Annotated in this window: 22 protein-coding genes; 9 read left to right on the top strand and 13 right to left on the bottom strand. The window is 74.9% G+C overall.

Translation table 11 applies throughout. The annotated features are described in order from the left end of the window. Positions 1-249: 249 nt before the first annotated feature. Both ACFQ6N_RS34125 and ACFQ6N_RS34120 read right to left on the bottom strand, forming a co-directional pair. Positions 250-678, bottom strand: a complete 429-nt coding sequence (locus ACFQ6N_RS34125) for an RNHCP domain-containing protein (protein WP_380657603.1) — start codon at positions 676-678, stop codon at positions 250-252. Between the two features lie 29 nt (positions 679-707). Beyond that, positions 708-1,070 carry an RNHCP domain-containing protein gene (locus tag ACFQ6N_RS34120; RefSeq protein WP_380657601.1) on the bottom strand — a complete coding sequence of 121 codons (363 nt, stop codon included), beginning with the start codon at positions 1,068-1,070 and terminating at the stop codon, positions 708-710. A 436-nt stretch (positions 1,071-1,506) separates the two neighbouring features. Here ACFQ6N_RS34120 and ACFQ6N_RS34115 point away from each other — a divergent pair, with 436 nt between their 5' ends. Next, the gene (locus tag ACFQ6N_RS34115) at positions 1,507-2,058 is read left to right on the top strand and encodes a hypothetical protein (RefSeq protein ID WP_380657600.1); all 552 of its coding nucleotides are present in this window, start codon (positions 1,507-1,509) and stop codon (positions 2,056-2,058) included. Between the two features lie 43 nt (positions 2,059-2,101). Here ACFQ6N_RS34115 and ACFQ6N_RS34110 read toward each other — a convergent pair whose 3' ends face one another. Both ACFQ6N_RS34110 and ACFQ6N_RS34105 read right to left on the bottom strand, forming a co-directional pair. Continuing rightward, entirely contained in the window at positions 2,102-3,748 is a 1,647-nt protein-coding gene (locus ACFQ6N_RS34110) for a hypothetical protein (RefSeq protein WP_380657598.1), read from the bottom strand. A gap of 141 nt (positions 3,749-3,889) precedes the next feature. Then, complete coding sequence (locus tag ACFQ6N_RS34105) at positions 3,890-4,306, bottom strand: DUF3592 domain-containing protein (RefSeq protein ID WP_380657596.1); 417 nt, start codon at positions 4,304-4,306, stop codon at positions 3,890-3,892. A gap of 149 nt (positions 4,307-4,455) precedes the next feature. Between ACFQ6N_RS34105 and ACFQ6N_RS34100 the strand changes: the two genes are divergently transcribed. Then, the gene (locus ACFQ6N_RS34100) at positions 4,456-5,445 is read left to right on the top strand and encodes a right-handed parallel beta-helix repeat-containing protein (protein WP_380657595.1); all 990 of its coding nucleotides are present in this window, start codon (positions 4,456-4,458) and stop codon (positions 5,443-5,445) included. A gap of 14 nt (positions 5,446-5,459) precedes the next feature. On the opposite strand, the gene ACFQ6N_RS34095 is transcribed toward ACFQ6N_RS34100, so the two are convergent. From ACFQ6N_RS34095 to ACFQ6N_RS34075, 5 genes are all read right to left on the bottom strand, one after another. Beyond that, on the bottom strand, positions 5,460-6,725 hold the full coding sequence (locus ACFQ6N_RS34095; RefSeq protein WP_380657594.1) for an NAD(P)/FAD-dependent oxidoreductase: 1,266 nt from the start codon (positions 6,723-6,725) through the stop codon (positions 5,460-5,462). Positions 6,726-6,859: 134 nt separating this feature from the next. Beyond that, positions 6,860-7,291, bottom strand: coding sequence for a nuclear transport factor 2 family protein (locus tag ACFQ6N_RS34090; RefSeq protein ID WP_380657592.1), 432 nt, complete (start codon positions 7,289-7,291; stop codon positions 6,860-6,862). Between the two features lie 7 nt (positions 7,292-7,298). Beyond that, complete coding sequence (locus ACFQ6N_RS34085; protein WP_380657591.1) at positions 7,299-8,102, bottom strand: MBL fold metallo-hydrolase; 804 nt, start codon at positions 8,100-8,102, stop codon at positions 7,299-7,301. Between the two features lie 233 nt (positions 8,103-8,335). Next, a complete protein-coding gene (locus ACFQ6N_RS34080) occupies positions 8,336-8,911 on the bottom strand; it encodes a hypothetical protein (protein WP_380657589.1) in 576 nt (191 codons plus the stop codon). Positions 8,912-8,939: 28 nt separating this feature from the next. Next, positions 8,940-10,256: an MFS transporter gene (locus ACFQ6N_RS34075; protein ID WP_380657587.1), complete on the bottom strand. Its 1,317-nt coding sequence runs from the start codon at positions 10,254-10,256 to the stop codon at positions 8,940-8,942. Positions 10,257-10,357: 101 nt separating this feature from the next. Here ACFQ6N_RS34075 and ACFQ6N_RS34070 point away from each other — a divergent pair, with 101 nt between their 5' ends. From ACFQ6N_RS34070 to ACFQ6N_RS34055, 4 genes are all read left to right on the top strand, one after another. Beyond that, positions 10,358-11,455 (top strand): DUF5937 family protein, encoded by a 1,098-nt coding sequence (locus ACFQ6N_RS34070; protein ID WP_380657586.1) that lies wholly within the window; start codon positions 10,358-10,360, stop codon positions 11,453-11,455. 122 nt (positions 11,456-11,577) lie between these two features. Beyond that, on the top strand, positions 11,578-12,444 hold the full coding sequence (locus ACFQ6N_RS34065; protein ID WP_380657584.1) for a PhzF family phenazine biosynthesis protein: 867 nt from the start codon (positions 11,578-11,580) through the stop codon (positions 12,442-12,444). A gap of 81 nt (positions 12,445-12,525) precedes the next feature. Further along, complete coding sequence (locus tag ACFQ6N_RS34060; RefSeq protein ID WP_380657582.1) at positions 12,526-13,776, top strand: phosphotransferase family protein; 1,251 nt, start codon at positions 12,526-12,528, stop codon at positions 13,774-13,776. 87 nt (positions 13,777-13,863) lie between these two features. Next, a complete protein-coding gene (locus ACFQ6N_RS34055) occupies positions 13,864-14,742 on the top strand; it encodes a LysR family transcriptional regulator (RefSeq protein ID WP_380657580.1) in 879 nt (292 codons plus the stop codon). Between the two features lie 41 nt (positions 14,743-14,783). Here the strand turns inward: ACFQ6N_RS34055 and ACFQ6N_RS34050 are convergent, their stop codons facing one another. From ACFQ6N_RS34050 to ACFQ6N_RS34040, 3 genes are all read right to left on the bottom strand, one after another. Continuing rightward, positions 14,784-16,004 carry an MFS transporter gene (locus tag ACFQ6N_RS34050; RefSeq protein WP_380657578.1) on the bottom strand — a complete coding sequence of 407 codons (1,221 nt, stop codon included), beginning with the start codon at positions 16,002-16,004 and terminating at the stop codon, positions 14,784-14,786. Positions 16,005-16,128: 124 nt separating this feature from the next. Then, positions 16,129-16,386 carry a ferredoxin gene (locus tag ACFQ6N_RS34045; protein WP_380657576.1) on the bottom strand — a complete coding sequence of 86 codons (258 nt, stop codon included), beginning with the start codon at positions 16,384-16,386 and terminating at the stop codon, positions 16,129-16,131. Further along, entirely contained in the window at positions 16,383-17,612 is a 1,230-nt protein-coding gene (locus ACFQ6N_RS34040; protein ID WP_380657575.1) for a cytochrome P450, read from the bottom strand. Before ACFQ6N_RS34040 ends, ACFQ6N_RS34045 begins: the two co-directional genes overlap by 4 nt. Positions 17,613-18,196: 584 nt before the next feature. Here ACFQ6N_RS34040 and ACFQ6N_RS34035 point away from each other — a divergent pair. From ACFQ6N_RS34035 to ACFQ6N_RS34025, 3 genes are all read left to right on the top strand, one after another. Further along, a complete protein-coding gene (locus ACFQ6N_RS34035; RefSeq protein WP_380657573.1) occupies positions 18,197-19,282 on the top strand; it encodes an S-(hydroxymethyl)mycothiol dehydrogenase in 1,086 nt (361 codons plus the stop codon). Further along, the gene (locus ACFQ6N_RS34030) at positions 19,279-19,914 is read left to right on the top strand and encodes an MBL fold metallo-hydrolase (RefSeq protein ID WP_380657572.1); all 636 of its coding nucleotides are present in this window, start codon (positions 19,279-19,281) and stop codon (positions 19,912-19,914) included. Before ACFQ6N_RS34035 ends, ACFQ6N_RS34030 begins: the two co-directional genes overlap by 4 nt. 62 nt (positions 19,915-19,976) lie before the next feature. Continuing rightward, on the top strand, positions 19,977-20,378 hold the full coding sequence (locus ACFQ6N_RS34025; RefSeq protein WP_380657570.1) for a pyridoxamine 5'-phosphate oxidase family protein: 402 nt from the start codon (positions 19,977-19,979) through the stop codon (positions 20,376-20,378). A gap of 119 nt (positions 20,379-20,497) precedes the next feature. Here the strand turns inward: ACFQ6N_RS34025 and ACFQ6N_RS34020 are convergent, their stop codons facing one another. Further along, a complete protein-coding gene (locus ACFQ6N_RS34020; protein WP_380657568.1) occupies positions 20,498-21,088 on the bottom strand; it encodes an NADPH-dependent FMN reductase in 591 nt (196 codons plus the stop codon). Positions 21,089-21,321 lie beyond the last annotated feature (233 nt).

Raw genomic sequence — 21,321 nt, 5'->3', positions numbered from 1 at the left:
TTTTGGGGGCTGTTTTTTTTTAATATCACCGGGGCGGTGGGCCCCGCCCCTCCCGGGCCCCCCGCCTGCCGTTGGGCCCGGGGGGCGCACCACGCCGAGGACCGGGGCTCCGGCCGGAACTCCGGAGCCCGCGGCGAACCGGTGGAAACAGGTAGCGGGGCGCGCGGAGCGGTCGCCGGTTCGGACAGCGGCCGGCTCCGCGCGCCCTGCGCCCTTCTGCCTGTGCCTTGCTCTGTGTGCCCTGCGTCGCTACGGGCCGAGCAGGGCGCGGCCGGCCAGGCGGGTGTCCCGCAGGGGTTTCAGGACGAGCCGGACCAGCGCGAGGGCGTTGTCGTCCCCCGCGATCCGGTTGGCGCTCAACTCGCCGCAGGACACGCACTGATGGATGATCATCCACTCGCCGTCCGGGCGCACCGACATGCTCAGGGCCGTCATCCGGCCCCGGCAGTCCGAGGCCCGGTCACCGGGTATCCGGCGGTCGACGTGCAGACTGGCCAGGCAGTTCGGGCAATGGTTGCGGTGGGCGGTGCCGGGGGCGTCCAACGGGACGTCCAACCGGCAGTCCACGCACCGGAAGTCGTTCGCCCGGTGGCCGCCCCGGGTGTGCAGGACGTCCTTGTGCCGCTGCCGGCGGCGGTGCGGACCGCCGGTGCCGCCACCGTTCGTGCGTCGTGGCATCGTTCGCTCCTCCCTCCTCTCGCGGGCGTTCAGAGGGTCCCGAACGCTTCGAGCGGGAAGGGCGGTTGGGCGAGCGGCCGGACGGCCATCCGCATCAGGATCAGCTGGTTGTCGTCCGTGCAGACGGCCGTGGACGTCAGCTCGTCGCAGCGCACGCAACGGTGGACGACCATCCAGTCGCCGGTGCGCAGCACGGCGATGGCGATCGGCGACATCCGCCCGTGGCAGTCGCTCGGGCCGCCCTCGACGTGGTCGACGACGTGCCGGGAGTGGAGACAGGACGGGCAGTGGTTGCGCCGCGTGCCGTCGGCGGCGTACGCGGTGACGGTCAGGCCGCACCAGGCGCAGGCGAAGGTGGCGGTCCTGAGAGTGTGGTGGGAGGTGCTGGACACCCGGGGTGCTCCTTGCTGGGAGGACTGCGTTGACAGCAAGAGCAGGCCGAGCGGCCTCGACCGGAAGCGGCCGTGGATACGGTCCGTTACGCGGTTACGCGGTTACGCGGTGGCGATCGGACGATCGGCGATCACGCGAACGTGGCGAGGCGCACTCGGCGCGGTCCGGGACATCAAGACACCCTCTCGGCGGGCGCGCGGCGGCGGCCCGAGTAGTCGGAATCGGAGCGGCGCCAGCCTAACCACGCCGCTCGGACGGGCGCCAACGAATTATCCGGTCGCAGGTGGGCAGTAGTCCCGGCAGTGGTTCGAACAGTGGTCGGCGAGCAGCCACGCCTTCCCGCTTCCTGACGCCGCCTTGACGTGCGGTCAACTACAAAGGAGAAGCAAAGCGGGAGTATGGTGAAGGCAAAACCGACTGTGCGGGGAGGGTCCGATGGAGACCACGCTGGAAGCGGACGGCACACCGGACGAAGCGGGCGGTCCGCCCGTCGGGGCGGTCGACTCGGCCTCCCGGCTGGACCCGCTGCTGCTCCCCACCCGGGACGCCCTGCTCGGCCGCCGCGCGCAGCGGCTCCCGCGCTGGAAGCGCCTGGTGCGGCCCGGCACGGCCGGTGCGCCGTCGGCGTCGGCGTCGGCGGAGTGGATCCGGCGGGAGGCGGACGGGCAGGCGGAGCGCCTCGGCCGCCGCACGCCCGGTACCGAGCACGTCCTGCTCGCCCTGCTGGCCGTCCACGAGGTCCTGCGCCACCACCCGGAGCCGGGCGTGGACGACACCGGCGGCGAGCTGCTCGCCGGGTACGGCCTGGACTACGCCCGGGCCCACGCCGCCCTCGAAGCCGGGCGCATCGTGCTCGCCGCCGACCCGCGTTCGGTCGAGGCCTACCTGGCCGGTGCGGCCCCCGGCCCGCTGGTGCGGCGGCTGCTCGACGAGGACACCCGGGCCCGCCGGCTGGTCGAGGCGCTGCGCACGGATCGAGCCGGATAGCGCGCGGAGCGGGGCGGGCCCGGGCGGGCCGGGCGGAGGGTGGTCATCCGGCCGTGGTCCCGGTGACGAGGATCCTTCCGTCCACGGTGCCGAGGACGAGCCGGTCGGGACCGGCCACGGTCAGGGACAGCGCGACGGTCGGTGTGCCGTCGACTTCGAGGCGGGTGCGCCGGCGCACCGTGCCGTCGGCCGCGTCGAGGGCCATGACCTCGCCCGAGAGGAACGCGGCGAAGACGGTCACGCCGTCGGTGTCCAGCGCCGTGACGGGGTGGTCGGCCGTGAAGATCCACTGCGGGGCGCCGTCCGGGAAGGAGCGCCGGACGATGAAGGCGCGCTGCTGCCGGCGGATGTGGTTGTCGTGGTCCTCGCCGGCGTGCACCAGGGCTTCGCCGCCCTCGCCGGTGAGGCGCACGGCCGGACCGCCGAACAGGTGGTGCCGGCGCGCGCTGTCCCATTCGAGGGGGAACAGCCGGCGGACCCGCAGCCGGTCGGCGTCGTCGCGCGGGTCGACGGCGACGACCCACTTGTCCTCCCAGTGCTTCTTCTTCCCGCCTTGGAGGAAGAGGAGTTCGGGGCTGTGCCGGACCGGGAAGTAGTGGTTGACCGTGTCGTAGTTGCCGACGGCGACGCGGCCGTGCTCCCGGTGCTCCGGGGTGAGCAGGACGGTGGGGCCCGACCGGTCGCCGTGGCGGGTGTCGCGCAGTGCGATCCGGCCGTCGAGGTCGCCGGTGAGGGCGGCGGGGAAGTCGATGTCGGCGGTGTCGAGCGTGTCGGCGTCGACCAGGGAAATCCGTTCGACCTGGCCGGGGACGTCCCTCCAGCCGTAACCGGCGGTCCAGGCGGGCCGGCCGGCCATGTTGACCCAGACGGACTCCTCGCCGGGGCACACGGACAGCTGGCGGGCGCCGTCGCGGTCGAGCAGCCGCCACTCCAGTTCGCCGGAGGGCAGCCAGCTCTCCAGCTTGGTGCCTTCGAGGGCGGCCAGGACCCGGCCGTCGGCCAACGCCTCCACGGCCCAGACCTGTCGGCGCGGGAACCAGTACGTGTCCTGTGCCTCGGCAAGCCCGGTGAGCATCTCCCGCGCGTCGTCCTCCGCGCCGTCCGGGCGGGTCCCCGCCTCGACCTGCGGCCCGGTGATCTCCCCGGCCGGGATGCTCCGGTCGGTGACGGCCCGCCAGTCCTCGCGCTCGACGACGGCCGCGAAGCCGTGCGTGAACGGCTGCTCGGCCGCCTCCTCGTCGAACGGGCTCACGACCAGCTCCAGGGCGCGGCCGTCCTCCCGCCAGCGCACCCGGCGGACCTCGGGCCCGTGCTCCAGCGCGGAGACCACGCTGCCGTCCGTCAGGTCGACGAGCAGCAGCTCGCCTTCGAAGAGGTACCCGCCGTCGTACTCGCCGGTGCCGGCGGCCAGTAGCGGCAGGTGCGGGTGGAAGGCGAGCGCGTTCACCGGCCGGTCGGTGCGGACGAGTAGTCGGCAGTCCGCCTCGCCGGTCCCGTACACGGCGAGGCGGCGGCCGCCCCAGCCGCTGACGGACCGGCCGGGCCAGGACAGGCGCCCGAGATCGCCCCCGACGGCGACCAGTCCCCGTTCCTCGCAGCGGACGGCGACGGTGGGTTCGCCGATCTCGGCGAAGGGGCCGTTGCCGAGGATCCGGCGGACGGACATCGGCTCGGACGCAGGCTCGGACATCGGCTCGGACATCGGACGACCCCCAGGGTAGGAATTCCGGCATCCTCGCACGGCGTCCCGCCCGCGAACGAGCGAAATAGCGGCCGGTGCGGTAGCCGGGGCGGCCGCCTGCCGCGCCCCCGACGGCACGGGTCAGGAGAGCTAGAGCACGGCGACGGCCAGGGTGATCGCGGTCAGCACCATGGCCGCGCCCAGCGCGACGAAGGCGTACTCCAGCCGGACGCGCTCGCGGCCCTCGACGAGGACCTGCCGGGGGTCGGCGGGGTCGTAGCGGACGGGTACGTAGCCGCCGTCCGGCAGCGGGTGGCGGGCGGTGGAGGGGACGGGGGAGAAGACCTCGATCACCCGGCCGTCCTCGGTCTCGAACTGGAGCAGCGGGCGCGGCGGCAGTGCGCGGTCCTCCGGGGTCCGGACGCGGTCGCGGACCAGCGCCGCCACCGGGACGCCGACCCGGCGCAGCCGGCGCAGGTCGCGCAGGCCGACCGCTCCGGCGAGGTAGGCGACCACGCCGCCCAGCGCGCCGAACACCACCACGGCGAACCCGGCTGTCCCGCCCACGGCGCCTCCCTGCCCGAGACTTCCCCCGGTGTCCAGTATCGCCCACCGGAGGCGGTCTTGACGCTCCGGAATGGTCCAGTCCACTCTGATCGACGGCATGTTCCTGCCAGTCCAGCACCGCGTCCCGACCACCGCAAGGAGCACCGTCCATGAAGTCGACGTCCGCCCTCGGGCTCGGCACCGTCCTCGCCGCCCTCGTCCTGGGCACCGCCCCCGGCGCGACGGCCGCGACGGCCGCCACCGTCGCCCCCGCCGCCACCGTCGTCAAGGTCAGCACGGCCAAGCAGCTCCAGGCGGCGCTCGCCGCGGCTGTGCCCGGCCGGACCATCCAGCTCGCCGACGGCACCTACTCCGGCAGCTTCAAGGCCACCGTGCCCGGCACCGCCGCCGCCCGGATCACCCTCACCGGCTCGGCGAAGGCCGTGCTCACCACACCGACCGGCGGCGGCTACGGCCTCCACCTCGACGGCGCGAGCTACTGGACCGTCCAGGGCCTGACCGTCACCGGCGCCCAGAAGGGCATCATGGCGGACGCCGCGGACTACGTGGTGCTGGACGGCGTGACGGTGCACCACACCACCATGGAGGGCGTGCACTTCCGCAACTCCAGCGCCCACGGCACCCTGCGCGACTCGCACATCCACGACACCGGGCTGAACCGGGACGGCATGGGCGAGGGCGTCTACGTCGGCACCGCCAACACCCTCTCCGACCGCAGCGACTACGTGCAGATCACCGGCAACACCTTCGGCCCGAACATCGGCGCCGAGAACGTCGACCTCAAGGAGGGCACCACCGGCGGCCTGGTCTCCGGCAACTCCTTCGACGGCGACGGGCTCACCGGCCGCAACTACGACGACTCCTGGGTCGACGTGAAGGGCAACGGCTACGTCATCGAGAACAACACCGGCCGGCGCACCACCGACGACGGCTACCAGACCCACAGCGTCCAGCCGGGCTGGGGCTGCGGCACCGTCTTCCGGGGCAACCGCTCCGACCTCACCGGCGCCACCGGCGCGGACCGCTACGCGATCGACGTGACGAACTACGCCGCCGCCACGTGCCCGACGACGATCGGCGCGGGCAACACCGTCACCGGGGGCCGGGGCCTGGTGAACCCCGGCGTCCCGGTCGGCTGACCACTGAGGGACCGCTACAGCTCCCCGAGCGGGACCTTCGGGTCGGCCAGCGCCGCGGCGTCCACCACCCGGCCCGAGCGCACCAGTTCGCGGATCGGGTCGGTGACGTCCCAGACGTTGACGTTCATCCCCGCGAGCACCCGGCCGCCGGACAGCCAGAACGCGATGAACTCGCGGGCGGCCGGGTCGCCGCGGAACACCACCCGGTCGTAGCCGTCGGGTTCGACGTAGCCGACGTACTCGGCGCCGAGGTCGTACTGGTCGGTGAAGAAGTACGGGACCCGGTCGTACACCGCGTCCGGCTGTCCGAGCAGCGCGCGGGCGGCGGTCTGCGGCTGGTTGACGGCGTTGGCCCAGTGCTCGACCCGGATGTGCCGGTCGAACAGCGGGTGGTAGGCGTTGGCGACGTCGCCGGCCGCGTAGACGTCCGGGTCCGAGGTGCGCAGGTGCCGGTCCGTCCTGATGCCGTTGTCGACCTCGATACCGGCCGCCTCGGCGAGACCGGTCGCGGGGGAGATGCCGATGCCGACCACGACCGCGTCGGCGGCCACCGTCGTGCCGTCGCCGAGCGTCACGCCGGTCACCGTGCCGCCGTCGCCGGTCAGTTCGGCCACCTTGACGCCGAAGCGCAGGTCGACGCCGTGCTCCCGGTGCAGGTCGGCGAAGACCTGGGCGACCTCCCGGCCGAGCACCCGCAGCAGCGGCAGTTCGAGCGCCTCCAGGACCGTCACCTCGGCGCCCGCCGCCCGGGCCGCGGCCGCCACCTCCAGGCCGATCCAGCCCGCGCCGACCACCACGATCCGGGCACCCGGCCGCAGCGCCGCCCGGATCCGGTCGCTCTCCTCGACCCGGCGCAGGTAGAGCACGCCGTCCAGGTCCGCTCCCGGGACGGGCAGGCGGCGGGGCACCGAGCCGGTGGTCAGCAGCAGCTTGCCGTACTCGACCCGGCCGTCGTCGGCGAGCGTCACGGTGTGCCCGACCGGGTCGATGGCGGTGACCGCCGTGCCCAGGCGCAGCGTGACGTCCTGCTCGCCGTACCACTGCGGCGGGTGGACGTAGATCTTCTCCCGGGGCGTCTTGCCCAGCAGGTAGCCCTTGGACAGCGGCGGCCGCTCGTACGGGAGCTCGTGCTCCTCGCCGATCAGGACGATGCCGCCCCGGTAGCCGGCCTCGCGCAGTGCCTCGGCCGCCTTCGCGCCGCCCAGGGACGCCCCGACGATGACGACCGGGCGGTCCTGGCCGCCGTCCGGTCCGGTGGTGCCGTTGTCCGTGCCCGCCATGCTCGACTCCTCGTTCTCCGGCCGTGGATCGGGGCCAGCCTGCCGCCGCCCGGGTGGCGTGTCGAGACCGTCCCGGGCGCGCCGCGCCGCGCTCGCCCGTACGAGTGAACGGCGGGTCCGGGGCGGGGGCCGGGCTACCGCGTCATCGCGTCCCTGACCAGCGCGGTGTCGGTGAACTGCTCGAAGCGGACGATCCGGCCGCCGCGTACGGTGAAGTGGTGGGCGACCCGGACCGCGAGCGGTTTTCCGGTGGTCCTGTGGACGGCCGTGTAGCGGGCCAGCACCACGACGTCCTCGCCGTCGACCACGTAGGTGTCGTCGTGGGCCGTCCAGTCCTCCCACTCGGCCGCCAGCCGTTCCATCACGTGGGCGGTGACGCCCTTCGGGGTGCGGTAGGTGCCGGCCAGCGGGAAACCGGCCATCTCGGTCCACTCGACGTCCTCGGCGAGGGTGGCGCGCAGCGCGGCCAGGTCGCCCTTGGCGGAGGCCAGGTACTGGCGGCGGACCACGTCGGCGGGGGCGCCGGACTCGGCGAAGGCGGAGACGTTCCTGGGGATCTCGATCACCGCCCGCTCACCCCCAGGCCATTTCGCCCATGACGACCTTGGTGCCGATGTCCACGGCGATCCGCAGCCCCAGGTCCGGGAAGCGCCGCTCCAGCGCCTCCTTGGCCGCGGCCGCGTCGGCGGCCCGGCCGATCTCGGTCTCGAAGGCGCGCAGGTAGGCGCGGGTGTGGTCGACGGCGTTCAGGTCGGTCGGCGCGCCGGCGGTGCGGTGGCCGGCCGCCACCCAGGTCGGGTGGAGCGCCTCGATGCCGTCCAGCAGGTCGATCCAGGCGGCCCGTTGGGCGGCTTCGGGGGTGTCGGCCGTCCACACGTGCAGGCCCTCGAAGAGCAGCACCCCGCCGAGCACGGCCCGGTGGTGGTGCTGCCAGAGGTAGTGCCGGTCCGGCAGGTGGAAGTCGGCGCCGCGCAGCTCGAACCGGTGGCCCTCGAAGACGATCTCGTCCCCGGTCAGCACCTCGGGCAGGACCAGCCGGGTGGGCAGCTCGGGGCCCAGGTGCGCCCAGGCGCGCAGCTTGCCCTCGTACGTCTCCCGGATGTGCTCGACGGTCGAGGCGGTGGCCAGGAACCGGGCCTGCGGGAACGCGTCCTGGACCTCCTGGGCGCCGAAGTAGAAGTCCGGGTCGCCGTGGCTGACGAACACGGTGGTCAGCCGCTTGCCGCCGGCCCGGATCCGCTCGACCAGGCGCCGGCCGTCGGTCCGGGTGAACCCGGCGTCGACCAGCAGGACGTCCTGCGGGCCGGAGACCAGGACGGAGGTCTTGTTCAGCGAGCTGTCGGGGCTGTCGACGATCTCGAAGTCGAGTGCGCTCACGTCAGGTTTCCTTCCGCCGGGCCGGGCAGGCTCCCCGCGCACGCCGCTACCGCGCGCGCCTCGCCGCCAGGATCGGCGCTGGACGCGGTGCCCGCATCCGGAGGAGCCCCGGGCCGTCAGCCCCGGGCCGGTCGGGACCCCGGGCCGGTCGGGACCCCGGGCCGGTCGGGACCCCGGGCCGGTCGGGACACCGAGCCGGTCGGGACCCCGGCCCGGTCAGGACACCGAGCCGGTCAGGAGACCGGGTTCCGGGTCCAGAGCGTGAGGTCGCTGCTGGTGGCCACCGCCAGGGTGCGGCCGGTGGCGGAGAAGCCGGCGGCGCGGAGCGTGGACCAGTGGGAGTCGAAGACCTGCCACCAGCTCTCGCCGTGCTCGCCCTGCCACGGCCCCCGGCCGGTCGCGAGCAGCACCCGGTGGTGCGGCCACTCCGGGGCGGCCACCTCGACGTGCCAGCCGCCCTCGGCCGCGGTGTGCAGACCGCCGCCCCACGACCCGGCCACCGGGATCCGCACGTCGGCGACCTGGCCGAGACCCGGGCAGCAGAGGTCCGCGCCGTCCGGATCCTCCTCCGGCTCGTGGTCGCGGGCCAGCTTGAGCCCCGTCACGGCGTCGAACAGGCCGTGGCCGCTGTGCGACACGGTCAGCACCAGGTCGTGCCCGCTCTCCGGGTGGACGGCGAAGCCGATGCCGAGCAGCCCGCCGACCGGGATCATCCCCCGGCCGACGGGCCGCCACGGCTCCGGCGGATCGGTCACCCGGGCCGCCAGGATCCGGTCGCGCAGGTGCTCTTGGTACGGGGTCAGCGCCATGGCGGCGATCATCCCACCCGGCCCGCCGCTACAGCGCCGGTGCCAGCCGCAGCACCGCCAGCGCCCCCAGCGCGGTGGCCGCGGCCAGCGGCAGCCACAGCGCGCCGGGACCGGCCGCGAGCAGCGCCGTCAGCACGGCCGGAGCGGCCGCCCGGCCCACGCCCATCGACAGCTCCCAGCGCGCCAGCGCCCGCCCGAGCAGGTGCGGCGGGGCGGTGGCCGCCACCAGCGCCGTCCCCGAGCCGGTGTAGAGGATCTCGCCCAGCGTGTACAGCACCGAGACCACCGCGATGCCCGCCGCCCCCGGGGAGCCGCCCAGCGCCCCCGCCGCCCAGAAGCCCAGGTAGGAGACCGTCAGCAGGGCCCCCGAGGCCGCCAGCACGGCCCGCCGGGGGCGGTCCGCCAGCCGCAGCACCAGCGCCAGCTGCAGCGCGATCACCAGCACCGTGTTGCCGACGAACAGGCCCGAGGACCAGGCCGGGGAGGCGTGCAGCCGCAGCACCAGCAGCGCGGGCAGTGCCACCTCCAGCACGTCGAAGCAGAACGCGTACGGCAGGTTGGCCAGGCCCAGCAGGGTGATCCGGCGCAGCGGCTCGCGCTGCTCCCCGGGCCCGTCCTGCGCGGCCGGGCGCGGGGCCTCCTGCCGGGCCCGCACCCGCAGCGAGCCCACCAGCGCGGCGGCGACCAGGCAGGCCGCGCCGGTCACCCCGGCCAGCAGCCGGATCGCGCCCGCCCCGCCGCTCACCGCGACGGTGGCCAGCAGCGCGCCCAGGCCCATCCCGGCGTTGCGCACCGACCGTCCGGCGGCGAGCGCCGCGTCCCGCAGCCGGCCCTCGGTCAGCGTGCTCACCACCGCCGCGTGCGTGGTCGGCCAGGACTGGCTGCCCACCCCGAACAGCACCGCCGCCGCCGTGAACCCCGTCAGGCCGTCCGCGGCCAGCAGCACCAGCGAACCCGCCGCCCGCAGCAACAGGGTGACGGCCGCCGGGAGGGTACGGGCGCCGCGGTCGATCCAGCGGCCGGTCAGCGGCACCACCAGCAGGCCCGCGACCATCCCGGCCGACAGCGCCAGCCCGACCGCCCCGGCGCCCAGGTGCAGCATGCCGACCCCGTACAGCAGCAGGAACGGCCGCAGCATGCCGCCGCCCACCGCGTCCACCGCCAGGGCGACGGCGTACCGGGGCCCGCCGGCGGCGGTCAGCAGACCCAGCAGCGCGGACGGGCCCCGGCGGCCGGTGCCGATCGGCGGTGCGGGCAGCTCCCCGGTGCCGATCGGCGGTGCGGGCGGCTCCCCGGTGCGGACGGCCGCGTGGTCATGGACGGACTTCTCCTGGATCAGGCTCATGGCCGGTACGCTCCGCCCGCCGGCCGGGGCCGGGCACGCGGATTGACGGTTCCCGTCAATCGGCGGGAACGGCCGGCCGCCGGGATGACAGGATCGGCGGCGTGAGTGTGACCATCGACATCACCGGCCTGCCCGACGAACGGCTGCTCTTCGCGCCCTCCCCGCTCGCCGAACTGAACGCCATGCTGCACGTCCTCGCCGAGCCCGCGCACCACCCCGCGCTGCACGGCTGGGCGAGCAGCACCACCGCCGTGATCCCGCCGGAACTGGCCGAGCGGCTGCTGGAGGCCGACTTCCTCTGGCGCTCCTCCCGCGCCGACTTCCTCGTCCCAGGCCAACCCGGAGCCACCCTCACCGAGGAACTCGACGCCGTCGACCGGCTCGACGACGAGCTGTACGTGGCCGGCGCCCTCATCACCACCTGCGGCTCCTCCCGCCTCGACGCCAAGACCGCCTCCCCGCTCACCGACCCCGCCGCCAACGAGCGGGCCCGCGAACTCGCCCTCGCCCGCGGCCCCCGGCAAGCCGAGTTCGCCGACCGGCTGCTCGCCGACCCGCCCGCCGTCCGGGCCCTGGTGCGGCGGATGCTGGAGGACTGCGTGCCCGCGTTCTTCGCCGACGCCTGGCAGCGCGTCCTGCCCGGCCTCGCCGCCGACGCCCGGCACAAGAGCGACCTGCTCGCCCGCCGGGGCCTCGGCGAGACGCTCACCGCCCTCTCACCCTCCGTCACCCTCGACCAGGGCGGCGACGGACGGCGGCGGATCGTCGTCGACAAGCTCCAGGACAGCACCACCAACGCCGTCGACGCCGGCGGCGTGACCTTCGTCCCCACCGCCTTCGGCCGCCCCCACCTCCTGGTGGTGTACGCGCCCGGCTGGCGGCCCGTCCTCCAGTACCCGGTCGCCGAGGCCGGCCTGCCCGAACCGGTCTCGCTCGCCGTCGTCCAGCAGCGCCTGGAAGCGCTCGCCCACCCCGTCCGGCTGCGCCTCGCCCGCACCATGGCCCGCGGCCCGCACACCACCGGCGAACTGGCCTCCGCCTGGCAGCTCAGCGCACCCGAGGTGTCGCGGCACCTGGCCGTGCTGCGCAAGGCCGGGCTGCTCACCACCCAGCGGCGCGGGCGCTACATGCTCTACCAACTCGACCTGGCGGGCAGCGCCCGGCTCGGCTCGGACCTCCTGGAAGCGGTGCTGCGGTGACCGGAGCCGGTGCCGCGGTGACCGGACCCCGCGGAGGCGGCGCCGCGCCGACCGTACGTACGGAGCGGAGGGACGGCCGGGCGGCGGGGAACAGCGGGCGGGCGGAGCGCGTTCGTCCGGGCATGACCGACGACGCTGCCGCCCCCTCGCCCGAGATCCTCCGCTACGCCGCCTTCGCGACCCGCCCCGAGGGAGGGAACCCGGCGGGCGTGGTGCTCGACGCCAGTGGGCTCACCGACGGGCGGATGCTCGCGATCGCCGCCGGACTCGGGTACTCCGAGACCGCCTTCCTGACCCCCGGGCAGGCCGCGGGGGAGTACCGCGTGCGGTACTTCAGCCCGCTCACCGAGGTTCCGTTCTGCGGCCACGCGACGGTCGCCGCCGCCGTGGCCGTCGCCGAGCACACCGCGCCGGGTCGGTACGTCTTCGCCACGGCGGCCGGGGACGTCCCGGTCGAGGTCGAGCGCGGTGCCGACGGGCTGCTGCGGGCCACCCTCACCAGCGTCGAGCCGAAGGTCGAGGAGGTCCCCGCGGCCGACGTCGAGGAGGCGCTCGCCCTGCTCGGCTGGGCCGCCGCCGACCTGGACCCGGCACTGCCGCCGCGGGTCGCCTACGCCGGGGCCCGGCACCTGGTGCTCGCCGTCGGCACCCGGGCCCGGCTGGCCCGCCTCGACTACGACTTCGACGGCCTGGCGGACTTCATGCGGGCCCGCGACCTGGTCACCCTCCAACTCGCCTGGCGCGAGGCCTCCGAGGTGTTCCACGTCCGTGACCCGTTCCCGGTCGGGGGCGTGGTCGAGGACCCGGCCACCGGCGCCGCGGCCGCCGCCTTCGGCGCGTACCTGCGGGACCGGGGCGCGGTCACGGCGCCGGTGGTGCTGACGCTGCACCAGGGCGAGGACCTGGGCCGGCCCGGCGTGCTGCGGGTCGAACTCCGGGCGGAGGACGCCCGGGTGCGCGTCTCGGGCACGGCGGTGGCGATCCGCTGACCCGGGGCCCGCCGACCCGGGCCCGGCGCACGGCCGGAAAACCGTTCGCACCGGCCCGCGCCCGTGGGCGAAGCTGCTCCGATGCAGCGAGCGAGCAAGCGCACCGTGACCGTCGATCTCACCCACGGCGAGGAGTACTTCGGGCCGCTGGGCCCCTTCACGGCGGACAGCCCCTGGTGGTCCGCCGTGGACGAGGTCGCGGCCGGGGCGGCGGAGCTCGCCGGGGTGCCTGTGCTGGTGGCGCGGCTCGTCGACGGGCGGAGCGCCACCCCGGGCAGCGGCGGACGGGTGCGCTACCACGCCGAGGCGCTGGAACGGCCCCGGCGTCTCGACCCCCGGCCGCCGGACGGCGACACCGCCGCCCGCCTCGCTCCCGCCGAGCACCGCGCCGCCTGGGCCTCGCCCGGCGGCCTGCGCGAGGCACTGGCCTGGGCGGAGACGGCGCTCGCCCGGGCCGGCCGCCCGCAGGCCGGGCCCGCCCGGCAGGTCCGGACCTGGAACCTCTCCGGCCTGTTCCGGCTGCCCACCGCCTCCGGCGCCGACGCCTGGCTGAAGACCACCACGCCCGCCTTCAACGCGGCCGAGGGCGAGGTGATCGCGCTGTTCGGCGGCGTCGACCCGACGCTCGTCCCGGCCGTCCTCGCCGCCGACCCGGCCGCGGGCCGGCTGCTGCTCGACCACGTCCCCGGCGAGGACTGCTGGGGCCCGGGCCCCGAGACCGTCGCCGAGGTCGTGCCCCGGCTCGTCGCCGCCCAGGCGGCCCTGGCCGACGGCCGGGCCGCGCGGGCCGGACTGCGGGACCGGACGCCCCGCACCCTGCCCGCCCGGCTGAGCGCGCTGCTGGACCGGCTCCCCGAGGAGACCGACCTGACCGCCGCCGAGCTGGCCGCCGTCCGCGAGCTGGTCGCCGAACTCCCGTGCCTGATAGCCGAGTTGGCCGCCTGCGGGCTCCCCGAGACGGTGCTGCACGGCGACTTCCACCCCGGCAACTGGCGCTCCGACGGCGACCGCCCGGCGACGGTCGTCGACTACGCCGACGCCTGCCTGGGCCACCCCGCGCTGGACGGGCTGCGCCCGCGCGCCTTCCTCGCGCCCGAGGCCTGGCGGCACCACGCCGAGGTGTGGACGGCCGCCTGGCGCCGGCACGCCCCCGGCTCCGACCCGGCGCGGGCCCTGGAGCTGGCGGAGCCGCTCCACCACCTGTCCTACGCGCTGCGCTACCAGGAGTTCCTGGACCACATCGAGCCGAGCGAACGCCCGTACCACGAGGGCGACCCGGCCGCCGAACTGCGCGCCGCGCTGGCCTGCGGCGGGGCGCGCGGCCGAGCATAGACTGCCGGGGTGGATCGACCGACTCCAGGCCCGGGAGCCTCCGGCCCCTCCGGCCCCTCCGGGCTCTCAGCGCTCTCCGGCCCCCCGGTGCTTCCCGAACTGCCGCTGCAGGAGCTGGAGTGCTTCTCTGTCCTCGTCCACCAGCTGCACTTCGGGCGCACGGCGGAGCGGCTGGGCGTTTCCCAGGGCCGGGTCTCCCAGCTGATCAAGCGCCTGGAGGGCCGGGTCGGCGCGCCGCTGTTCCGACGGACCAGCCGCCGCGTCGAGTTGACCGAGCTGGGGCGTGCCCTGGCTGAGCAGGCGGTGCCGGCCTTCGACCGGCTCCGGGACGGCTATGCCGCCGCCCGGGCCCGGGCGGCGACCGTCCGGCCGCTGCGGCTGGGCTTCCAGTGCGCCGTGTACGGGCCGGTGGCCCGGGCGATCGCGAGCCTTCCGGAGGGAACCGCCCAGCTGGTCGAACTGCCTTGGGCGGACCCGTTCTCCCATCTCGCCCGGGGCGAGATCGACCTTGCCATCGTGCTCGCACCCTGCCGGGAGCCGGGGCTGGAGGTGCTGCTGGAGTTCTCCCGGCAGCCGGTGTTCGTGGCGGTCTCGGCCACGCAGCGGCCGGCGGGGGCGGCAGACGTGAGCGCCGACGAGCTGGCCGCGCTGGCGCTGATCGAGCCGTGCGGCCCGGCGCCCGAGTACTGGCGCCAGGTGAACGCGCCTCGGCGCACGCCCGGTGGGCGGGAATTGGTGTACGCGGCGGGCGCCGCCACCATTCAGGAGGGCCTGTCGATGGTGGCCTGCACCCACCGGGGGCTGCTGCTGTGCGAGCGCAGCACGACGTACGTCCAGCGCCCGGACCTCCGCTTCCTGCCGGTGCCCGAACTGGAGCCGACCGCCCTGGCGGCGGTGCAGCACGAGCGGCGGCCGCACCCGCTGGCGGCCGACTTCGTCGAACTGCTGGTCAAGCACGTCGGCTGAGTCACTGCCCGCCGACCGAGCTGCCTGCCGCCGATCGCTTGTCACCCCGGCCGGTGGTCGCCCGGTCGGCTGTCGCCCGGCCGGGAGAGGGCGGCGAGCAGCAGCCCGGCGGCGGTCAGTGCCGTCGCGGTGAGCAGGACGGCGTGGTTCCCGGCATGGTCCACGACCAGCCCGCCGGCGAAGGAGCCGAGGGCGATGCTCGCGTTGAACACGCCCGCCCAGACGGCTGCCGAGGCCTCGATCCGGGCCGGGTCGGCGGTACGGACCCAGTTCTGGGTGGAGACCGAGACCCCGCCGTACGAGGCGCCCCAGACGATCAGGGCGAGAAGGACGGTGACGAGGCCGCCGGTGGCGTACGGCAGCAGGGCGATGGCGAGGGTGACGCCGGAGAGCGCGAGGAGGACGGCCGTCCTGGGGCGGCCTCCGGACAGCGGGCCGAGGGTGAAGTTGCCGGCGACGCCCGCCAGTCCGTACCCCAGCAGGCAAGCGGCGATGACGCCGCTGCTGAGGCCCGCGTCGGTTTCCAGGACCGGTCGGACGTAGGTGTAGCCGGTGAAGTGCCCGAGCACGACGAACGCGGTGATCGCGATCCCGACGGCGATGCCCCGGTGGCGCAGGGCGCCGGCGAGGCCGCTCAGCCGTCCGCGCTCGTGGACCGGCAGTGCGGGCAGGGTGGTGGCGAGGACGGCGGCGGAGACGACACCGAGCAGTGCGAGGGCCCAGAAGGCGGCGCGCCAGTCGAGCAGGGCGGCGAGGTAGGTGCCGAGCGGGACGCCGAGGACGGAGGCGATGGAGACGCCGGAGAAGATCAGCGTCATGGTCAGGGCGGTGCGCGGGCCGTCGGCGAGGCGCGGGCCGAGGCTCGCGGCGAGGCCCCACACGATGCCCATCGCGGCGCCGAGCAGGACGCGGCCGAGCGCGAGGACGGCGAAGTTCGGTGCGAGGGCGGTCAGCGCGTCGGCGAGGCCGAGCAGCAGCATGAAGGCGACCAGGGTGGTCCTGCGGTCGCGCAGTCCGAGGAGGACGGGGGTGAAGGGGGAGAGGACGGCGGCGATGAGGCCGGTGATGGTGAGGGAGAGGCCGCTGATCCCGTCGGAGACGCCGAGGCTGTGGGACATGGGGGTGAGCAGGCCGACCGGCATCATCTCGGAGGAGACCACGGTGAAGGTGGCGAGGGCCACGGCGAGGACCGGTGACCAGCGGTGGGTGGCGGGTGGTGTTGCGGGGGTCTCCGCGTCGGCAAGGGTTTCCGGGCTTGTCATGGAGCCAGCTGATCAGCCGGGGAAAGGGCCGAACAAGATCGATGAACTCATCGATCCATTAGCCGGGCTCATCGATTCCGGGTGGTGCCCGCTGTGACCACAGCGGGCACCACCGGAACGCGGCTCACTCCGCCGGGTCGATCCGGTAGCCGCCGCGGGCCGAGTGGAGGGTGAGCGCCTCGACCGGGCAGAAGTCCACCGCCTCGGTCAGCTCGTCCGTCAACTCCGCGCCGCCGTCGGCGAATTCGGCCAGGGGTGCGGCCAGCCCGTCGGCCCCGAGGGCCAGCGACCCGGGGGCGCTGAGGGCGCACATCCCGGAGCCGATGCAGCGGTCCCGGTCGACCCGGACGATCACCGGCTCGGTGGCCGCCCGGCCCGTCACCAGGTCACCCGCAGCGAGTTGGGGCTACGGGTGAGCAGGCCGCGCCGCCAGTCGATCCCGTCGACCGCGTCGGCCATCCGCAGCGCGGGGAGCCGGCGGGCCAGCCGGTGCAGGGCCAGCTCCAGCTCCATCCGGGCCAGCCAGGCCCCCAGGCAGTGGTGCGGACCGGCGCCGAAGGTCAGCATCGGCGCGGTCAGCGGGGAGAACAGCTCGGTGCGCAGGTCCCCGGTGAAGACCTCCGGGTCCTGGTTGGCGGCGGCGGTGTCGGCGGCGACCACGCTGCCGGCCGGGATGACCACGCCGCCGATCTCCACGTCCTCGACGGTGCGGCGCATCAGCCCGGGCATGTGCTCGTGGGCGTCGCCGAGCGGGACGGCGCGCAGCAGCTGCTCGGTCGCGGCGGCGGCGCTGGTCTCGTCGGAGGCGAGCTGCTGCCAGGCCTCGCGGCCGTCGTGGAGCAGGTAGACCAGGGCGTTGCCGAGGCTGGTCATGGTGGTCTCGTGGCCGGCCACGACCAGGCCGATGACCAGCGCGACCAGCTGCGCCTCGGTGATCGAGCCGTCCTCGGCGGCGGCCGCGAGCAGGCTGCTGACCAGGTCGTCCCCGGGCTCGGCGCGCCGCTCGGCGATCACCCCGGCGCCGAAGGCGGAGAACTCGTTCATCGCGGTGACGATCGCCTCGGCGCTGTACGCGGTGGTGGAGAGCGCGTGGTCGCTCCAGTGGGCGAGCCGCTTGCTGTCCAGGTTGTCCAGGCCCATCAGCCGGCTGATCACCGCGACCGGCAGCGGGCGGGTGTAGCCGGCGACGATGTCGACCGGGGAGCCGTGGTCGATCAGCTCGTCGATCAGGGCCTCGACGACCGAGGCCACCCAGGGCTTCCAGCGGGCGATCGCCCGCGGCGTGAAGGCCCGCTGCACGGTGCGGCGCAGCCGCTGGTGCTCGGCGCCGTCGATGTTCAGCATGCTCTGCGGGTTGTCCAGGATGTTGGGCGTGACCGTGACCGGCGGCGCGTCCGGCGCGTAGAGCGGGGCGCGGCCCAGGCGCGGGTCCGTCAGCACCTGGCGCACGTCGGCGTGCCGGCTGACCAGCCAGACCGGCGTGCCGGTGGGCAGCGCGGCCAGTCGCGGCGGGCCGGGCTCCAGGTGGCGCAGGCAGTGCAGCGGGGGGAGCGGGGGGAGCGGGGCGGTACCGGTTCCGGCACCGGTCGCACTGATCTCGGTGGACATCCGTACTCCAGACTCCAGGGCGATGGGCCGCGGGGGCGGCCCGGCGGGGGTGGATCCGAGGATGGTGCGGGGGACGGGTGGTGCGGCCGGCTGGCGGCTCGACACGGGCCGGGGCTGGGTCGGGCATCTGCTGCGGGGTGGCACGAGATGTGCGGGGGCGTACAGTCGGTACGCGCCGGCACGGACGGTGCGCGGTGGCGCGCCGTCAGGTGTGACGGGTGTGCTGAGCGTGGTCGCGTGGACCGTCTCTGCTACGACCGTACGTGGGCCGCGGGGCGCCCGTCTGCGGGACTTCCAGCCAACACCGGTGCTTTCCGGGCAGTTCGAGGCGCGCTGACGAGCGCTCGGCGCGCCTCGTGCGCCCCCGTTTCCGGTACCGCTCCGGGCACGCTCCAGGTGGCGCCCCGTCCGCTTGTGGATATGCCGTCGGCACGTGCGGTGAGACGGATCACGCCGGATCGCCCCACCCGTTCCGTCGGTGGTCGGCGGGGCGGGCGCTACTCTTCGTGGGCAGTCCTTCTGTTGTTGTTTCGTCGCAGGTCACGCCGGTGCAGAGCGGCACCGGCCGTCGGAGGTGGGATCGGATGGCCCAGCAGGTCAAGGCAGTGATCGCGCGCGCCAAGGGCGCGCCCGTGGAGGTGACCACGATCGTGGTCCCGGACCCCGGTCCGGGCGAGGCGGTGGTCCGGATCCAGGCTTGCGGTGTCTGCCACACCGACCTCCACTACCGGGAGGGCGGGATCAACGACGAGTTCCCGTTCCTGCTCGGCCACGAGGCCGCGGGCATCGTGGAGTCGGTCGGCGAGGGCGTCACCGAGGTCGCGCCCGGCGACTTCGTGGTCCTCAACTGGCGTGCGGTGTGCGGCCAGTGCCGTGCCTGTCGGCGCGGACGCCCGCAGTACTGCTTCGACACCCACAACGCCAAGCAGAAGATGACGCTGCTGGACGGCACCGAGCTGTCCCCGGCGCTGGGCATCGGCGCGTTCGCCGAGAAGACCCTGGTCGCGGCCGGCCAGTGCACCAAGGTCGACCCGGCCGCCGAGCCGGCCGTCGCGGGCCTGCTGGGCTGCGGCGTGATGGCGGGCCTCGGCGCCGCGATCAACACCGGCAACGTGGGCCGCGGCGACACGGTCGCCGTGATCGGCTGCGGCGGCGTCGGCGGGGCGGCCGTGATGGGCTCCCGGCTGGCGGGCGCGGCGAAGATCATCGCCGTCGACATCGACGACCGCAAGCTGGAGACCGCCCGCAGCCTGGGCGCCACCCACACCGTCAACTCCCGCACCACCGACGCGGTCGAGGCCATCCGCGAGCTGACCGGCGGCAACGGCGCGGACGTGGTCGTCGAGGCGGTCGGCCGGCCCGAGACCTACCGGCAGGCCTTCTACGCCCGCGACCTGGCCGGTACCGTCGTCCTGGTCGGCGTGCCGACCCCGGAGATGACGCTGGAGCTGCCGCTGCTCGACGTCTTCGGCCGCGGCGGCGCGCTGAAGTCCTCCTGGTACGGCGACTGCCTGCCCTCGCGGGACTTCCCGATGCTGATCGACCTCTACCTCCAGGGCCGCCTGGACCTGGGCGCCTTCGTCACCGAGACCATCGGGCTCGACGCGGTCGAGCAGGCCTTCGAGCGCATGCACCAGGGCGACGTGCTCCGTTCGGTGGTGGTCCTGTGACCTCCTCCGCCCGTGTCGACCGGCTGGTGACCGCCGGGACCTTCGATCTGGACGGCGGCAGCTGGGAGGTGGAGAACAACGTCTGGATCGTCGGCGACGACGAGCAGGCGGTGGTGATCGACGCCGCGCACGACGCCGAGGCCATCGAGGCCGCGCTCGGCGGACGCCGGCTGCTGGCGATCGTCTGCACCCACGCCCACAACGACCACATCGACGCGGCCCCCGCGCTCGCGGCCCGGACCGGCGCGCCGATCCTGCTGCACCCGGACGACCTGCCGCTGTGGAAGCAGACCCACCCCGAGCGCCTGCCGGACGGCGAACTGGCCGACGGTCAGCGGATCGAGGTGGCGGGCACCGAGCTGACCGTCCTGCACACCCCGGGCCACGCGCCGGGCGCGGTCTGCCTGTACGCGCCCGGGCTGGGCACCGTCTTCACCGGCGACACGCTGTTCCACGGCGGCCCCGGCGCGACCGGCCGGTCGTTCTCGCACTTCCCGACCATCATCGACTCGATCCGCGAGCGCCTGCTGACGCTCCCGGCCGAGACGGTGGTGCGCACCGGCCACGGCGACCCGACCACCATCGGCGCCGAGGCCCCGGCCCTGCCGGAGTGGATCGCGCGCGGGCACTGACCCGCCCCGCCCGTACGGCCCCCGGGGTTCGACCGCTCCCCGGGGGCCGTACGATCGCGATCATGGCCCATGACCCGAGCGACCTCGACGACGCCATGCTCGCCTTCTGGCGGGAGCGGCACATCTCGACTCTGAACACCACCCGCCCGGACGGCACGCCGCACGTGGTGCCGGTCGGCGTCACGTACCAGCCCGAGACGGGCACGGCCCGGGTGATCACCAGCCGCACCAGCCGCAAGGCGCGCAACGTCGCGGCGGCCGGACCGGCGGGCCAGCGGGTCGCGGTCTGCCAGGTCGACCGGGCGCGCTGGTCGACCCTGGAGGGCGTGGCGGTCGTCCGCGACGAGCCCGAGCAGGTCGCCGAGGCGGAGCGGCGCTACGCCGAGCGCTACCGCCCGCCGCGGGAGAACCCGGACCGGGTGGTCATCGAGATCGCCGTGGACCGGGTGCTCGGCCGGGCCTGAGCCCCGGCTCGTCCGGAACGGGGGCTCCCGTTTCCGGGAGCTGTTCCCGGAAACGGGAACACCTGTTCCGGAAACGGGAACGCCCGTTCTCTGTTCGGGAGCCGCCGTTCCCGCCCGTTTCAGGGCCGGGGCGGCCTGGTCCGGGCGAAGTCCACCACCTGGCGCGCCATCACCTCGATCTGCTCCCGCACCCGGGGATCGGCGCAGTCGCCGTCCGCCGTGAAGCCGCTCACCGAGGTGTTCAGCACCACCCCCAGCGGCGTGGGCCAGCCGCGCAGCGCGTGCACGATCGTCCGCAGGGTGCCCAGGGTGGACACGCCGCTCTGCCAGCCCTGTGCCACGGCCAGGCACCCGACGGCGCGCTCGCTGAGGTAGGGGCGGGCGTCGTCGCGCAACTCCTCGACATAGTCCAGGGCGTTCTTCAGCAGCCCCGAGGTGCTGCCGTGGTAGGCCGGGGAGGCGATCAGCAGGCCGTCCGCCTCCGCCAGTGCGGCCAGCAGCCGCTTGGCGGGCGCCGGCAGGGCGCCGCCCGCGGGGTCGTACATCGGCAGCACCAGGTCGGCGCCGACGACGGAGGACACCGTCGCACCGTGCCGGGCCGCCGCCGCGAGCGCCGTCTGCAGGGCCCGTTCGGAGGAGGAGCCCCGCCGGGTGGAGCCGCCGATACCGAGGATGCGGACCTGTCGTCCGGAATTCGTTCCGCCATTCACGCGCACACCGTAACCCGGCCTTTTCCACCGCCCGTTCTGTGGCCGGTAACCGGGAATTCCGACCCGGTGGGACAGCCGATTACGGCGCCGTGGGCGGGGCCCCGGAAACGACCGCTAGCGTGGGCCGGCACGGGCATTCGCGCGGTTCTCGGAACTTTCGGGCCGGCGGCCCGGGCGGCGGTTCCGCCGAAATCCCATCGGCGCGGAACCACGCCACCTCACGACCGGCCCCG

Source organism: Kitasatospora sp. NPDC056446 (assembly GCF_042796115.1).
In the GTDB taxonomy this organism is placed as follows: Bacteria; Actinomycetota; Actinomycetes; order Streptomycetales; family Streptomycetaceae; genus Kitasatospora.
The sequence above is the reverse complement of the archived record's forward strand: the minus strand, read 5'-3'. Positions and strand labels throughout refer to the sequence as shown.